The 14,790-nt window shown below is 63.9% G+C and carries 15 protein-coding genes; 9 read left to right on the plus strand and 6 right to left on the minus strand.

Annotated elements, in window-relative coordinates:
• Positions 1-36 precede the first annotated feature (36 nt).
• The 7 genes from ACYU03_RS01185 to ACYU03_RS01215 all read left to right on the plus strand — a co-directional run bounded on the left by ACYU03_RS01185 (position 37) and on the right by ACYU03_RS01215 (position 5,673).
• Positions 37-675, plus strand: coding sequence for a peroxiredoxin (locus ACYU03_RS01185; RefSeq protein ID WP_461887720.1), 639 nt, complete (start codon positions 37-39; stop codon positions 673-675).
• Positions 676-955: 280 nt separating this feature from the next.
• Positions 956-1,549, plus strand: a complete 594-nt coding sequence (gene ssuE / locus ACYU03_RS01190) for an NADPH-dependent FMN reductase (RefSeq protein ID WP_461887721.1) — start codon at positions 956-958, stop codon at positions 1,547-1,549.
• A 93-nt stretch (positions 1,550-1,642) separates the two neighbouring features.
• On the plus strand, positions 1,643-2,608 hold the full coding sequence (locus ACYU03_RS01195; protein WP_461887722.1) for a sulfonate ABC transporter substrate-binding protein: 966 nt from the start codon (positions 1,643-1,645) through the stop codon (positions 2,606-2,608).
• Between the two features lie 59 nt (positions 2,609-2,667).
• Entirely contained in the window at positions 2,668-3,816 is a 1,149-nt protein-coding gene (gene ssuD, locus ACYU03_RS01200) for an FMNH2-dependent alkanesulfonate monooxygenase (protein WP_461887723.1), read from the plus strand.
• A 10-nt stretch (positions 3,817-3,826) separates the two neighbouring features.
• The gene (gene ssuC / locus ACYU03_RS01205; protein WP_461887724.1) at positions 3,827-4,621 is read left to right on the plus strand and encodes an aliphatic sulfonate ABC transporter permease SsuC; all 795 of its coding nucleotides are present in this window, start codon (positions 3,827-3,829) and stop codon (positions 4,619-4,621) included.
• The gene (ssuB, locus tag ACYU03_RS01210; RefSeq protein WP_461887725.1) at positions 4,618-5,430 is read left to right on the plus strand and encodes an aliphatic sulfonates ABC transporter ATP-binding protein; all 813 of its coding nucleotides are present in this window, start codon (positions 4,618-4,620) and stop codon (positions 5,428-5,430) included. Before ssuC ends, ssuB begins: the two co-directional genes overlap by 4 nt.
• 27 nt (positions 5,431-5,457) lie before the next feature.
• Positions 5,458-5,673 (plus strand): TOBE domain-containing protein, encoded by a 216-nt coding sequence (locus tag ACYU03_RS01215; RefSeq protein ID WP_128323260.1) that lies wholly within the window; start codon positions 5,458-5,460, stop codon positions 5,671-5,673.
• Positions 5,674-5,852: 179 nt separating this feature from the next.
• On the opposite strand, the gene ACYU03_RS01220 is transcribed toward ACYU03_RS01215, so the two are convergent.
• The 4 genes from ACYU03_RS01220 to ACYU03_RS01235 form a co-directional block, all read right to left on the minus strand.
• Positions 5,853-6,479, minus strand: coding sequence for a TetR/AcrR family transcriptional regulator (locus ACYU03_RS01220; RefSeq protein WP_461887726.1), 627 nt, complete (start codon positions 6,477-6,479; stop codon positions 5,853-5,855).
• Positions 6,479-8,056, minus strand: coding sequence for a glutamate--cysteine ligase (gene gshA / locus ACYU03_RS01225; RefSeq protein ID WP_461887727.1), 1,578 nt, complete (start codon positions 8,054-8,056; stop codon positions 6,479-6,481). Before gshA ends, ACYU03_RS01220 begins: the two co-directional genes overlap by 1 nt.
• Before the next feature lie 214 nt (positions 8,057-8,270).
• Complete coding sequence (locus ACYU03_RS01230; RefSeq protein WP_461887728.1) at positions 8,271-8,654, minus strand: PaaI family thioesterase; 384 nt, start codon at positions 8,652-8,654, stop codon at positions 8,271-8,273.
• Positions 8,654-10,975: a Tex family protein gene (locus ACYU03_RS01235; RefSeq protein ID WP_461887729.1), complete on the minus strand. Its 2,322-nt coding sequence runs from the start codon at positions 10,973-10,975 to the stop codon at positions 8,654-8,656. Before ACYU03_RS01235 ends, ACYU03_RS01230 begins: the two co-directional genes overlap by 1 nt.
• 229 nt (positions 10,976-11,204) lie before the next feature.
• Here ACYU03_RS01235 and ompR point away from each other — a divergent pair, with 229 nt between their 5' ends.
• Both ompR and ACYU03_RS01245 read left to right on the plus strand, forming a co-directional pair.
• Positions 11,205-11,945, plus strand: a complete 741-nt coding sequence (gene ompR, locus ACYU03_RS01240) for an osmolarity response regulator transcription factor OmpR (RefSeq protein ID WP_461887730.1) — start codon at positions 11,205-11,207, stop codon at positions 11,943-11,945.
• Between the two features lie 123 nt (positions 11,946-12,068).
• Positions 12,069-13,382 (plus strand): ATP-binding protein, encoded by a 1,314-nt coding sequence (locus tag ACYU03_RS01245; RefSeq protein ID WP_461887731.1) that lies wholly within the window; start codon positions 12,069-12,071, stop codon positions 13,380-13,382.
• Here ACYU03_RS01245 and rimK read toward each other — a convergent pair whose 3' ends face one another.
• Both rimK and rimB read right to left on the minus strand, forming a co-directional pair.
• Positions 13,383-14,288, minus strand: coding sequence for a 30S ribosomal protein S6--L-glutamate ligase (rimK, locus tag ACYU03_RS01250; protein WP_461887732.1), 906 nt, complete (start codon positions 14,286-14,288; stop codon positions 13,383-13,385).
• Positions 14,285-14,767 (minus strand): retropepsin-like aspartic endopeptidase RimB, encoded by a 483-nt coding sequence (rimB, locus tag ACYU03_RS01255; RefSeq protein WP_461887733.1) that lies wholly within the window; start codon positions 14,765-14,767, stop codon positions 14,285-14,287. Before rimB ends, rimK begins: the two co-directional genes overlap by 4 nt.
• Between the last annotated feature and the right edge of the window lie 23 nt (positions 14,768-14,790).

A 14,790-nucleotide genomic window follows, 5' to 3' on the forward strand; every position in this document is an offset into this window, starting at 1 on the left:
GTGAACCCATAACGCACACAGCCCAGGAGCCGCACCATGAGCCTCAGACTTGGCGATATCGCCCCCGATTTCGAACAGGATTCCAGCGCCGGCAAGATCCGCTTCCATGAATGGCTGGGTGACAGCTGGGGTGTGCTGTTCTCCCATCCGGCTGACTTTACGCCGGTATGCACCACCGAACTGGGCTTTACCGCCAAGCTGAAGGGGCAGTTCGCTGAGCGTGGGGTTAAGGTCATCGCCCTGTCGGTGGATCCGGTCGAGTCGCACCAGCGCTGGATCGACGACATCAACGAGACCCAGAACACCGTGGTCAACTTTCCGATCATCGCTGACGCCGACCGCAAGGTCGCGGACCTCTACGACCTGATCCATCCCAATGCCAACGACACCCTTACCGTGCGCTCCTTGTTCGTGATCGACCCGAACAAGAAGGTCCGGCTGACCATCACCTACCCGGCCAGTACCGGGCGCAACTTCAACGAGATCCTGCGGGTGATCGATTCGCTGCAGCTAACCGACAACCACAAGGTGGCTACGCCGGCCAACTGGCAGGACGGTGACGAGGTGGTGATCGTGCCATCGCTCAAGGACGAGGAAGAGATCAAACAACGCTTTCCTAAAGGTTACCGTGCGGTCAAACCGTACCTGCGCCTGACGCCGCAACCCAATCGCTGAATCTTTGTTGCATTGCTCTTAGCCATAGCAGGGATCTTCGGGCCGTTTCGACGGCCCTTTTTTATGGCTCTCGGGAGCATGCCTTGGATTCTTTGCTGTTCTTGATATCCCGCGCGGGCGCGCGGGATATCAAGGGTGAACCGGGGAATCGTTGTTATCCCTAAATGCTATAAACAAATGAAAAAATATGATTTATAGATATATGTGATGAGCTGTTAATGTCACTCCCATCCAGCGAGAACAACAACTCGCGGCCCAGGAATCGAAAAGGAAGTGCTTCATGCTGGTTGTGTCTCTTGGCGGTAGCCCAAGTACCCGTTCACGCTCCGGCGTGTTGCTCGAGCGTTCGCGGCAGTGGCTGCAGAACCAGGGAGTGGAGGTGGTGAGCTTCCAGGTTCGCGACTTTCCGGCCGAAGACCTGCTGCATGCACGCTTCGATAGCCCCAAGGTGCAGCACTTCCAGCAACTGATAGAGCAAGCTGACGGCCTGGTCGTCGCGACTCCGGTATACAAGGCGTCCTTTTCCGGTGCCTTGAAGACTGTGCTGGACCTGCTGCCCGAGCGCGCCCTGGAACACAAGGTGGTGCTGCCCATCGCCACTGGCGGCAGCATCGCTCACATGCTTGCAGTGGACTATGCACTCAAGCCAGTGCTGTCCGCACTGAAAGCGCAAGAAACGCTGCAGGGGATCTTTGCTGACGACAGCCAGATCGCCTACGGCGAAGGTTCGACACCAGCACAGCTGGCGGCAAAGCTGGAGCAACGCCTGCAGGAGTCACTGGAGCTGTTTCACAGTGCTTTGACCCGTCGGCCCAGGCCGGTGGCTCCCGGCGTACTGAACGAACGCCTGCTCAGCGCCCGTTGGAGCATCTGAGCGACAAACAACGCGTCACTGTAATTCCCACCTTACTCGCCCGCCAACGGGCAAGCAGGTGCAGCCTGAACCCCACTCGCACAGGAGAGCGCCATGCGCACAGTCTTCTTGCGTCGCGGTCTGGTCGCCCTGTTTGCGGCGGCTGTGTCCTTCGGCGCTATTACCCAAGCCCAGGCAGAAAGCCTGCGTATCGGTTATCAGAAATACGGCACCTTGGTGCTGCTCAAAGCCAAGGGTACGCTGGAGAAGCGCCTGGCCGAGCAGGGCGTCCAGGTGCAATGGACCGAATTCCCCGGCGGCCCGCAATTGCTCGAAGGGCTGAATGTCGGTTCCATCGACTTCGGTGTGACCGGTGAAACCCCACCTGTATTCGCCCAGGCCGCTGGTGCCGACCTGCTCTATGTCGCCTACGAGCCACCTGCGCCGCACAGCGAGGCGATCCTGGTGCCCAAGGGCTCACCGATCCAGTCGGTCAAGGAGCTCAAGGGCAAGAAAGTCGCGCTGAACAAGGGCTCCAACGTCCATTATCTGCTGGTCCGCGCCCTTGAGGACGCCGGCCTGAAGTACAGCGATATCCAGCCCATATACCTGCCGCCGTCTGACGCCCGTGCCGCTTTCGAGCGTGGCAGCGTCGATGCCTGGGTAATCTGGGACCCCTACCAGGCCGCTGCCGAGCAGCAGTTGCAAGCGCGCACTCTGCGCGATGGCAAGGACCTGGTCGACAACCATCAGTTCTACCTGGCCACCCGCAACTACGCCACCCAGCATCCGGCGGTGATCAACACCCTGATCGAGGAAGTGCGTGCCGTGGGCGAATGGTCCCAGGCCAATCCACAGCAAGTCACCGATCAGGTGGCACCGCTGCTCGGCCTGCCCGCCGACATCACCCTGACGTCGGTCAAGCGCCAGGGTTACGGCGCGGCTGTGCTCACCCCGGAAGTGATCGCTGCCCAGCAGAAAATCGCCGACACCTTCCAGGCTCTGAAGCTGATTCCCAAGCCCTTGAGCATCAAGGACGTGATCTGGACACCCCCGGCCAAGGTCGCCAGCGCGCCTTGACGATTCGCCTGCGCCGGGGCGCCGCCCCGGTCTGAGCCACCCCTGAGGAGACAACTCCAATGAGTCTGAATGTTTTCTGGTTTCTTCCCACCCATGGTGACGGCAAATACCTGGGCACCGCTGAAGGCGCCCGTGCGGTCGATCATGGTTACTTGCAGCAGATCGCCCAGGCCGCCGACCGCCTCGGTTTCGGTGGGGTGCTGATCCCTACCGGCCGTTCTTGCGAGGACTCCTGGCTGGTGGCGGCATCGCTGATCCCGGTGACCCAACGCCTGAAGTTCCTCGTGGCCCTGCGTCCGGGGATCATCTCGCCGACCGTGGCGGCGCGCCAGGCGGCGACCCTCGACCGCCTGTCCGGGGGCCGTGCGCTGTTCAACCTGGTGACCGGGGGCGACCCTGACGAACTCTCCGGCGATGGCCTGTTCCTCAGCCATGAAGAGCGCTACCAGGCTTCCGTGGAATTCACCCGCATTTGGCGCCGTGTACTGGAAGGTGAGGTCGTCGACTATGACGGCGAGCACATCCAGGTCAAGGGTGCCAAGCTGCTTTACCCACCGGTCCAGCAACCGCGTCCTCCGCTGTACTTCGGTGGCTCTTCGGAAGCGGCTCAGGATCTCGCCGCCGAGCAGGTCGAGTTGTACCTGACCTGGGGCGAGCCACCATCTGCCGTGGCCGAGAAAATCGAGCAGGTCCGCGCCAAGGCGGCCAAACAAGGGCGTACCGTGCGCTTCGGCATTCGTCTGCATGTGATCGTGCGGGAAACCAACGATGAAGCCTGGCAGGCCGCCGAGCGGCTGATCTCGCACTTGGACGACGACACTATCGCTCGCGCCCAGGCTTCGTTGGCACGCTTCGACTCGGTCGGCCAGCAGCGCATGGCGGCCTTGCATGGCGGCAAGCGCGACCAGCTGGAAGTCAGCCCCAACCTCTGGGCCGGAGTCGGCCTGGTGCGCGGCGGGGCCGGCACGGCATTGGTCGGCGACGGCCCGACCGTGGCGGCGCGGGTCAAGGAGTACGCCGACCTGGGCATCGATACCTTTATCTTCTCCGGTTATCCACACCTGGAAGAGTCGTACCGCGTCGCCGAGTTGCTGTTCCCGCACCTGGACATCCAGCGTCCGGAGCAACCACAGGGCGCCGGTTACGTCAGCCCCTTCGGTGAGATGGTAGCCAACGACATCCTGCCCAAGTCCGCGTCGCAGAGCTGAGGGCCAGGACATGAGTCGTTCTGCTTCCACCTGGTCCCGGCGCCTCGCGCCCTGGGCCTTGCCCGTCTTGCTGCTGGCTGTTTGGCAACTGGCAGTCAGCAGTGGCTGGCTGTCTACCCGGATCCTGCCGGCCCCCAGCGCGGTGATCAGTGCTGGTGTCGAGCTGGTGCGCAGTGGCGAGATCTGGACCCACTTGGCCATCAGTGGCTGGCGTGCGGCGCTGGGTTTCCTCATTGGCGGCAGCATCGGCCTGACGCTCGGTTTCATCACCGGGCTGTCGAAATGGGGCGAGCGCCTGCTCGACAGTTCCGTGCAGATGATCCGTAACGTGCCGCATCTGGCGCTGATCCCGCTGGTGATCCTGTGGTTTGGCATCGACGAGTCGGCGAAGATCTTCCTGGTGGCCCTGGGGACCTTGTTCCCGATCTACCTCAACACCTACCACGGTATTCGCAACGTCGACCCAGCCCTGGTGGAGATGGCGCGCAGCTATGGCTTGTCCGGTTTTGCCCTGTTCCGCCAGGTGATCCTGCCGGGTGCGCTACCATCGATCCTGGTGGGCGTGCGCTTCGCCTTGGGCTTCATGTGGCTGACCCTGATCGTCGCCGAGACCATTTCGGCCAACGCCGGCATCGGCTACCTGGCGATGAACGCACGTGAATTCCTGCAGACCGATGTGGTGGTCCTGGCCATCGTCCTCTACGCCGTGCTCGGCAAGCTCGCCGACCTGGCCGCCCGCGGCCTGGAACGTGTGTGGTTGCGCTGGCACCCGGCCTATCAACCCGTGAAGAGGGAGGGCGCATGACCTTGCTCAAGGAACAGCCGCCACGCCTGTTGCGTGGCATCCCCCTGGCGGCGCAAGGCTTGCGCAAGACCTTCGGTCAGCGTGAGGTGCTGCAGGGCATCGACCTGCATGTTCCGGCCGGGCAGTTCGTTGCCATCGTCGGCCGCAGTGGCTGTGGCAAGAGCACCTTGCTGCGACTGCTGGCGGGGCTCGACCAGCCCAGCGGCGGCGAGCTGCTGGCCGGTGCCGCTCCCTTGGCCGAGGCGCGCGAGGAAACCCGCCTGATGTTCCAGGACGCCCGCTTGCTGCCCTGGAAGAAGGTCATCGACAACGTCGGCCTTGGCCTCACCGGCAACTGGCGGCCGAGCGCCCTGGAAGCTCTGGAAGCGGTCGGCCTGGCCGAGCGCGCCAACGAGTGGCCGGCGGCCTTGTCCGGTGGCCAGAAGCAACGTGTGGCCTTGGCGCGGGCCTTGATCCACAAGCCGCGTCTGTTGCTGCTCGATGAACCGCTTGGTGCCCTGGATGCCCTTACCCGCATCGAGATGCAGCAACTGATCGAGCGTCTGTGGCGCCAGCATGGTTTCACCGTGCTGCTGGTGACCCATGACGTGAATGAAGCCGTTGCCGTCGCCGACCGGGTGATCCTCATCGAAGATGGCGCAATCGGCCTGGACCTGATCGTCGACCTGCCAAGGCCGCGGGCGCGTGGTTCGCACCGCCTGGCGGCGCTGGAAAGCCAAGTACTCAACCGTGTTCTCGCCGTCCCGGGCACTCCGCCCGAGCCGGAACCCGTAGCCCCTTTGCCCACGCAGTTGCGTTGGGCTCACTGAACCCCCGAAGCCAGAAGGAATACAGTTATGACCATCAAAGCGATCAATGTGCGCAACCAGTTCAAAGGCACTGTGAAGGAAATCCTCGAAGGCCCGGTCCTGTCCGAGATCGACGTGCAGACCGCCTCCGGCATCGTCACCTCGGTGATCACCACCCGCTCCGTGCGCGAGCTGGAGCTGGCCGTGGGCAGCGAGGTGATCGCCTTCGTCAAGTCGACCGAGGTGTCCATCGCCAAGCTCTGAAAAGAGGCGTGGGTAGGCTTCGCCAGCACCCGTGAATAGCCGGCACCAGCATCAGCAAGGCGAGGGTTCTGCCCTCGATTTGCCGGTAAGCCGGCTTGCCCGTGCATGGGCTGGTGTAGGCAACGCATTTGCAGGGCGGGCTCGGTCCTCGATTCGGCCGCTCTTGTAGCCCCAAACCTTCAGCGTTTGGGCAAAAACGGCGGCAGGTAAAGCCCCAGGTACGCATCGAACACGCGCATGCCTTCCTCGGCCATGCGTGGCGTGATCTGCCCGTGCAACTGCACCGACCGGGCATAGACACGGTCCCCCAGTTCCATGGCCAGTGCGAACACATCCACATCGTTGGGCAGGGCCGGCAACTGGAAGTGTTGGTCGAACACCTTGTGCATCAGATCGCCCAGTTCGATGTCGTGCTGGCGGTCGGCCTGGGTCACTTCGCTCAGCCCATGCTGGGCAAGGATCAGCTGGCGTGCGGCGTTGTCCTGGTTGTAGATGTTCAGCATGCGCTGCTCGACCAGGCGTGACAGGTCATGCCAGGTATCGAGGGTATCGCTGTCGATGGGGGCCTGCAGGCAGGCGCGGAAGGCGCTGTGTATATCGCTGGTCAGGGCTTCGAGCAATGCCGGGACGCTGGCGAAGAAGTGATAGACCGACGACGGCGGGATCTGCGCACGTTCAGCAACGCTGTAGATCGATAGGCCGGCCACCCCTTCGTCGGCCAGCAAGGCGCGCGCTGCCGCCAGGATCGAGGCGATCCTGGCCTGGCTGCTTGCGCGGGGCTTGCGCGTGCTCACGGGCCGGCTCATCAGTTGCTGATGGCCAGGATGCTGGCCTGGTAGGCGCCGACGAAGAGGTCGAAGTCGCCGATCTCCTGCTGTTCCAGCCGGGCCTGCTCTTCCAGCGATGTGCGGGCGAGGACTTCGAAGGCTTGCTGCTGGGCAGGGTCCAGGGGCTGGCCGCGGAACTGCTCGGCATGGGCCTGGCTCTGGCGCAAGGCGAAGTGGGCGAAGCTCTCCTTGTGCTCGGTCATGCTCGCCAGTACTTGGGCCGATGGCGTCAGGGACGGATCATCGACCTTGGCCCGCTGGAGGGCCAGGGCCTGGCCGTGTTCGTCACCGCCGTGGGCGCGGTCGAGTAGCTCGGCCAGGGGGGCGATGCGGGCGAGCAGCTCCTCGGCCCAAGTCTTCAGGGCGACCGGCTGGCCATCGAGCTGCAGCTCCAGGCCGGGACGGCGGCCTTCCTTGACCACGCTGAGGAAGTTGCTGGTGCACTGGCCGCACTCGCCATTGCGCAGTTGCGGGCTGTCCTCCAGCGCACAGAACAGGAGGAACGCATCGAGGAACCGTGCCTGGGGTAGGTCTATGCCCAGCGGAAGGAACGGGTTGATGTCCAGGCAGCGCACTTCGATGTACTGCACGCCACGGGCCATCAGGGCCTGGATCGGCCGTTCGCCGGTGTAGGTCACGCGCTTGGGGCGGATGTTCGAGTAATACTCGTTCTCGATCTGCAGGATGTTAGTGTTCAGTTGCACCCACTCGCCATCCTTGTGCGTGCCGATCTCGACATAGGGCGCATAGGGCGTGGCGACGGCCTTGCGCAGGCTGTCGGTGTAGCTGGCCAGGTCGTTGTAGCACGGTGTCAGGCCGGCCTGGGCACTGCTCTGGTAGCCCAGGTCGCTCATGCGCAGGCTGGTGGCGTAGGGCAGGTACAGGGTCTCGGCGTTGAAAGTGTCGAGTTGGTGCGGGCGACCGCGCAGGAACCCGGCATCCAGTGCTGGCGAGGCACCGAACAGGTACATCAGCAACCAGCTGTAGCGGCGGAAGTTGCGGATCAGCGCGATGTACGCGGCCGACTGGTAGTCGCGGTCATTCTCCTGGCTGCCTTCGGCATCTCGCAGCATCGGCCAAAGGGCTTCGGGCAGGGAGAAGTTGTAGTGAATGCCAGCAATGCACTGCATCGTGCGGCCGTAGCGCAGGGCCAGGCCCTTGCGGTACACGTGCTTGAGCTGGCCGATATTGGAGGTACCGTACTCGGCGATCGGGATGTCTTCCTCGGCCGGTAGCGGGCAGGGCATCGACGGGCTCCACAGGTACTCGTTGCCCAGTTTGCTGTAGGCGAAACGGTGGATCTGCTCCAGATTGTCGAGGGTCTGCGCCGGGTCGGTCAGGGCCGGAGTGATGAACTCCAGCAACGACTCGGAATAATCCGTGGTGATCTGCTCGTTGGTCAGCGCCGAACCCAGGGCTTCCGGGTGCGGGGTCTGGGCCAGGCGACCGTCTTCGGTCACGCGTAGGCATTCGCGCTCAATACCGTGCAGGCACTGCTTGAGCAGGGGGAGATTGGCGCCGAGCAGGCTCAGGCGGCGGTTGAGGAGTTCGCTCAAGATGGATTCCTTCACGCGTCAGTCGCCCCAATATGGGGGTAGAGATAACGGTCTACAAGGGTAGTAAGAGAGGAACTGGCGTTGTCGCCTGGTTTACGCTCGTTTCGGCAGTGCCTGCGCACTGCCGAAAGTACCGCAGATCGGGGCTTGCGGGCTAGGGCCAGTTGACGTTTCACTCCCTGCGACGTGGCCTGGAATGGAACTCCGACAGGCCCTAGAGGACAGCGAAGGTGCCCTGGGCCTTGGCGACCAGTTTGTCGCCCTGGAGCACATCGGCGTCGACCACCAGGGTGCGCCGTCCTGCATGCAGGACGCGGGCGATGCACAGGACCTCGCCCTCGCTGACCGCGCGCACGTAGTTGATCTTGCATTCCAGGGTCACGCTCTGTTGGTCGAAGCCGTGACTGCTGGAGCACGCCAGGCCCATGGCGATGTCCACCAGGCTGAAGATCGCGCCGCCGTGCAGTTTGCCGCCGCGGTTACGCAGGTGCGACTCAAGTGCCAGGGTCACCTCTGCAACGCCTTGTTCCAGGCGTTGCAGACGGCAGCCCAGGAGCTGGCTGAAGGCGCTCTGGACGAACTCAGCTGGGACGTCCATCACTTCTTCTTCAACTGCTTGGCGTTGGCGAACAAGGCAGCCATGGCATTGTTGGCCGGGGCCGCACTCTCGCGCTGACGGGCTGGCGCCTGTTGCTGGCGCGCACCGCCGCCTTGCGGGCGGCCGCCACGGTTGCCTTCGACTTTTTCGCCCGGCGTGTCGCTCATGCGCATGGAAAGGCCGACGCGCTTGCGTGGGATATCCACTTCCATGACCTTGACCTTGACCACATCACCGGCCTTGACCGCTTCGCGCGGGTCCTTGATGAACTTCTCCGACAGTGCCGAGATGTGCACGAGGCCGTCCTGGTGCACGCCGATGTCGACGAAGGCGCCAAAGTTGGTGACGTTGGTCACCACACCTTCGAGGATCATCCCAGGCTGCAGGTCCTTGAGGTCTTCGACGCCGTCCTGGAAGGCCGCGGTCTTGAACTCCGGACGCGGGTCGCGGCCCGGTTTGTCCAGCTCCTGGAGGATGTCGGTGACGGTCGGCAGGCCGAACGTTTCGTCGGTGAACTTCTTCGGGTCCAGGCGCTTGAGGAAGGTGCTGTCGCCGATCAGCGAGCGGATGTCGCGGCCAGTCTCGGCGGCGATACGCTGGACCAGCGGATAGGCCTCCGGGTGCACCGCCGAGGCGTCCAGTGGGTTGTCGCCATTCATCACACGCAAGAAGCCGGCGGCCTGCTCGAAGGTCTTCTCGCCGAGGCGGCTGACCTTCTTCAGCGCCGCTCGGGTGGCGAAGGCACCATTGGCATCGCGGTGCGCGACGATGTTCTGCGCCAGGGTCGCGTTGAGGCCGGAGATGCGCGTCAGCAGCGCCACCGACGCTGTGTTGACGTCCACGCCGACGGCGTTCACGCAGTCCTCGACCACTGCGTCCAGGCCGCGGGCCAGCTTGACCTGGGAAACGTCGTGCTGGTACTGGCCGACGCCGATGGATTTCGGGTCGATCTTCACCAGCTCGGCCAGCGGATCCTGCAGGCGACGGGCGATGGAGACGGCGCCGCGCAGCGACACATCCAGGCCGGGGAATTCGCGGGCGGCCAGTTCCGAAGCCGAATACACCGAGGCACCGGCCTCGGAGACCATGATCTTGGTCATCTTGAGCGCTGGATACTTCTTGATCAGCTCGGCGGCCAGCTTGTCGGTTTCACGGCTGGCGGTGCCGTTGCCGATGGCGATCAACTCCACCGAATGCTTGGCACAGAGGGCGGCGAGTACTGCGATGGTGCGGTCCCACTCGTTTTTCGGTACGTGGGGGTAGACGGTGGCGGTGTCCAGCAGCTTGCCGGTGCTGTCGACCACGGCGACCTTGCAACCGGTGCGCAGGCCTGGGTCCAGGCCCAGGGTGGCGCGAGGGCCGGCCGGGGCGGCCAGCAGCAGGTCGTGCAGGTTGTGGGCGAAGACGTTGATGGCCTCGCCTTCGGCGTTGTCGCGCAGCTCGCCGAACAGGTCGGTTTCCAGGTGGGTGTAAAGCTTGACCTTCCAGGTCCAGCGCACCACCTCGGCCAGCCACTTGTCGGCCGGACGGTTATGGTTGGCCAGGCCGAAATGTTCGCCGATCATCAGTTCGCATGGGTGCAGGGTACCTGGCAGCTCCTCGCCGACCTTCAGCGAAGCGCTCAGCACGCCTTCGTTGCGCCCGCGGAAGATCGCCAGGGCACGGTGCGAGGGCACGCTGCGCAGCAGTTCGTCATGGGCGAAGTAGTCGCGGAACTTGGCCCCTTCCTCTTCCTTGCCGGCCACCACGCGGGCGCTGAGCACGGCTTCTTGCTTGAGGAAGCTGCGCAGCTTGTCGAGCAGGTTGGCGTCTTCGGCGAAGCGCTCCATGAGGATGTACTTTGCGCCTTCCAGGGCGGCCTTGACGTCGGCCACGCCCTTGTCGGCATCGACGAAGCGCGCTGCTTCGCTTTCCGGCGTCAGCTGCGGATCGTTGAACAGGGCGTCGGCCAGCTCGCCCAGGCCGGCTTCCAGGGCGATCTGGCCCTTGGTGCGGCGCTTCTGTTTGTACGGCAGGTACAGGTCTTCGAGGCGGGTCTTGGTGTCGGCCAGCTTGATCTCGCGGGCCAGCTCCGGGGTCAGCTTGCCCTGTTCATCGATGCTGGCCAGGATACTGGCGCGGCGCTCGTCGAGCTCGCGCAGGTAGCGCAGGCGCTCTTCCAGGTGGCGCAGTTGAGTGTCATCCAGGCTGCCTGTCACTTCCTTGCGGTAACGGGCGATAAAGGGCACCGTCGAGCCTTCATCCAGTAGGGTCACGGCCGCCTCGACCTGTTGCGGGCGAACGCCCAGTTCCTCGGCGATACGGCTGTTGATGCTGTCCATAAAACCACCTGACAAATTGTGAATGCTTGAGGCCGCAGGCGGGCATCGGGCCCGGCGGCGCTGGATGAAAGCGGCGCATTATACCCGGCGTATCAGAGTTGCGGTGATGGCCGGGAGCCAGTTCCCCAGGCGGTAAAAGTGGCAGGAGGGGAAAAATCTGCTAACAATGCACACGGCACGATCCGCAGTGGCTACGCCATAATGCGCGCCGAGATCAAAGGAGTTGTTCATGACCAGCACTGCAAACACCGCTGAAGGCGAAAAGATTCTCATCGTCGATGACGATCCCGGGCTGAGCAGCCTGCTGGAACGTTTCTTCACCAGCAAGGGCTACCGCGCACGTGCGGTACCCAACGTCGAGCAGATGGACCGCCTGCTGGCCCGTGAGGTCTTCAACCTGGTGGTGCTCGACCTGATGCTGCCTGGCGAGGACGGGCTGTCGGCCTGCCGCCGCCTGCGCGCGGCGAACAACCAGATCCCCATCATCATGCTTACTGCCAAGGGCGATGAGCTGAGCCGTATCAAGGGCCTGGAGCTGGGTGCCGATGACTACCTGGCCAAGCCGTTCAACCCCGACGAGCTGGTGGCGCGGGTCAAGGCCGTGCTGCGCCGTCAGGTCCAGAGCGTGCCGGGCGCCCCGGGCAGCGAGGACGAGACCGTCACCTTCGGCGACTACGAACTCTCCCTGGCTACCCGCGAACTCAAGCGTGGCGAGGAAGTGCACATGCTCACCACCGGCGAGTTCGCCGTGCTCAAGGCCTTGGTCATGCACGCCCGTGAGCCGCTGACCCGCGACAAGCTGATGAACCTGGCCCGTGGCCGCGAATGGGATGCCCTGGAGCGCTCCATCGACGTGCAGATTTCCCGCCTGCGGCGGATGATCGAGCCAGATCCGTCCAAGCCGCGCTATATCCAGACGGTCTGGGGCGTGGGCTATGTATTCGTGCCGGATGGCAATGCCGGCAAGTGATGTTCCGTCCGTAGGCGCGCTTCACTGCGGCAGGGTGATCCCAAGGGATCGCCCTGTTTTCGTATGTGGCGGGCCCGCACGCCTGCGAGCCACGCTCGCGCTTGCACTGTGTAGCTGTCGCCGATGAAAACGCCCCTATGGTTCCCGCAAAGCTTCTTCGCCCGCACCCTCTGGCTGGTGCTGATCGTCGTTCTGTTCTCCAAGGCATTGACCCTGGTGTACCTGCTGATGAACGAGGACGTGCTGGTTGACCGCCAGTACAGCCATGGCGTGGCCCTGACCCTGCGTGCCTACTGGGCCGCCGATGAAGAAAACCGGGACACGATCGCCGAGGCCGCCGGCCTGATCCGTGTGGTCGGCTCAGGGGTGCCGGAGGGTGAGCAGCACTGGCCCTACAGCGAGATCTACCAGCGCCAGATGCGGGCTGAACTGGGCGAGGACACCGAGGTCCGCCTGCGTGTCCACGCCCCGCCAGCCCTGTGGGTGAACGCGCCGAGCCTGGGTGACGGCTGGCTCAAGGTACCCCTGTACCCGCACCCGCTGCGCGGGCAGAAGATCTGGAACGTGCTGGGGTGGTTCTTGGCCATCGGCCTGTTATCCACCGCTTCGGCCTGGATCTTCGTGCGTCAGCTCAACCAGCCGCTCAAACGCTTGGTGTTCGCCGCCCGCCAGCTTGGCCAGGGGCGTAGCGTGCGTCTGCCGATCAGCGACACACCGAGTGAAATGACCGAGGTGTACCGCGCCTTCAACCAGATGGCCGAGGATGTCGAACAGGCCGGGCGCGAGCGGGAACTGATGCTAGCCGGGGTTTCCCATGACTTGCGCACGCCCTTGACCCGCCTGCGCCTGTCGCTGTCGCTGCTGGCCAATGACAATGACCTGACAGACGATATGGTCCGTGATATCGAGGATATGGACGCGATCCTCGACCAGTTCCTGGCGTTCATCCGTGACGGCCGCGACGAGCCGGTGGAGGAGGTCGACCTGAGCGACCTGGTGCGTGAGGTGGTGGCGCCGTTCAATCAGCCAGAGGAGCGGGTGCGTCTGTGTCTGGAGCCGATACCGCCGTTTCCGCTACGCCGGGTCTCGCTCAAGCGCCTGCTCAACAACCTGATCGGCAATGCCCTCTACCATGCGGGCAAGGGGGTCGAGGTGGCGGCCTATGTCTCAGGTGACCATGGTGCTCCCTACGTGGTGCTGAGCGTGCTGGACCGTGGGGCCGGCATCGACCCGGCGGAGCTTGAAGGTATCTTCAACCCTTTCATCCGGGGAGATCGTGCGCGCAGTGGCAAAGGCACTGGCCTGGGCTTGGCGATTGTCAAGCGCATCGCCGCCCAGCACGGTGGCAATGTGGAGCTGCGCAACCGCTCCGGCGGTGGCATCGAGGCCCGTGTGCGTCTTCCCCTGGGCCTGTTGCTGCCGCGCGACGCGGTCTGATCAGCCCTTGCCTTTGGTGCGGGTCAGGTTTGGTCCGCCGTTCTTTTCCAAGTGTCCGATGATCATCCCGGCAACGTCCTTGCCGGTGGTGACCTCGATGCCCTCCAGGCCCGGTGAGGAGTTCACCTCCATAACCAGCGGGCCGTGATGAGAGCGCAGGATGTCCACGCCGGCCACGCTCAGGCCCATGACCTTGGCTGCGCGGATGGCGGTCATGCGCTCTTGCGGGGTGATCTTGATCAGGCTGGCGCTGCCGCCGCGGTGCAGATTGGAGCGGAACTCCCCCGGCTTGGCCTGGCGTTTCATCGAGGCGATGACCTTGTCGCCGACCACGAAGCAGCGGATATCCGCGCCACCGGCTTCCTTGATGTACTCCTGGACCATGATGTTCTGCTTCAGGCCCATGAAGGCTTCGATCACCGATTCGGCAGCCTTGGTGGTTTCACACAGCACCACGCCGATGCCCTGGGTGCCTTCGAGGACCTTGATCACCAGCGGGGCGCCGTTGACCATCTGGATCAGGTCGGGAATATCGTCCGGGGAATGGGCGAAGCCGGTGATAGGCAGGCCGATGCCACGGCGCGAAAGCAGTTGCAGGGAGCGCAGCTTGTCCCGGGAACGGGCGATGGCGACCGACTCGTTGAGCGGGAACACGCCCATCATCTCGAACTGGCGCAGTACCGCGCAGCCATAGAAGGTTACCGAGGCGCCGATGCGCGGGATCACCGCGTCGAAGCCCTCCAGCGGCTTGCCACGGTAATGGATCTGTGGCTTGTGGCTGGCGATATTCATGTAGGCGCGCAAGGTATCGATAACCACCATCTGATGGCCGCGTTGCGTACCGGCTTCGACCAGGCGGCGAGTGGAATACAGACGCGGATTGCGCGACAGCACAGCGATCTTCATGCAGCACCTGTGACAGGGGAAAGGGTGGCCGCAAAGGCCGGTTTGTCTTGAACGTACTTGAGCCCTGGGTTGACCACTAGCTGGCCGTGGATCAGTGCCTTGGAGCCGAGCAGCAGGCGGTAGCGCATAGCCTTGCGGCAGGCCAGGGTGAACTCCACCTCCCAGACCCGGTCGCCCAGCGCCAGGGGCGTGCGGATCACGTAGCGGGTCTGGGCCTGGCCGTTGGAGCTCTTGATGGTCTTCATGGTGACCAGCGGCGCCTCGCAGCGACGGTGGCGCAACTGCACGATCGTCCCCAGGTGGGCGTTGAAGCGCACCCAGGGCTGGCCGTCACGCTCGAAGAGCTCCACCTCTGTGGCGTGCAGGCTGGAGGTGCTGGCGCCGGTGTCGATTTTGGCGCGCAGGCCGGCGACACCGAGATCGGGCAAGGCGACCCACTCGCGCAGGCCGATCACAGTCAAATGGTCAAATGTCTTCACGATGTACAACCTGCGGAAAAGTC

It is taken from the genome of Pseudomonas sp. X10, assembly GCF_054889225.1.